This is a genomic window from Tamlana crocina (assembly GCF_012037625.1).
Genome location: NZ_JAAVJS010000095.1, coordinates 1 through 607, shown reverse-complemented (window position 1 = coordinate 607; position 607 = coordinate 1). Strand labels below are relative to the sequence as shown.

At 47.4% G+C, this 607-nt stretch carries 1 protein-coding gene; it reads right to left on the bottom strand.

Annotated elements, in window-relative coordinates; translation table 11 throughout:
* Window positions 1-607 (bottom strand): class I tRNA ligase family protein (locus HC176_RS15780; protein ID WP_167919950.1); only part of this gene is annotated, 607 nt, incomplete at both ends.

Sequence of the window (607 nt, the reverse complement as noted above, 5' to 3'; positions counted from 1 at the left end):
CTTCATCACTTTCCATCAGAACTCCGCTGGTGTTGATGACCGCTTCAGAAGTGGAGCGGCCGTAATCCAGCATGCTCTTCAGTTTTTGAGAAGTGAAAGGAAGGAAGGGTTCACTAAGGCTAGCAAGAGCTGCAGATATTTGCAAGGCCACATACATAATTGTCCTCACCCTTTCTTCGTCTGTCTTGATCAATTTCCAGGGCTCTTCATCGGCCAGATATTTATTCCCAAGGCGGGCAACATTCATCAACTCTGCCTGGGCTTCGCGGAACCTGTAGCGATCTATGGAACTTGCGATCACCGCAGGATAAGCTTTTAATTCAGCTAAAGTTTGTTCGTCAACTTCTGAAAAATTTTCAGGTTTGGGAACGATTCCGTCGTAGTATTTATTGGTGAGTACTACCACCCGATTTATGAAGTTCCCAAAAATGGCTACCAGCTCATTGTTATTCCTCGCCTGGAAATCTTTCCAGGTGAAATCATTGTCCTTCGTTTCGGGCGCATTGGCGGTCAAGGCATACCTCAACACATCCTGCTGCCCGGGAAATTCCTCCAGATACTCGTGCAGCCACACCGCCCAGTTCCTGGAGGTGGATAGTTTGTTACC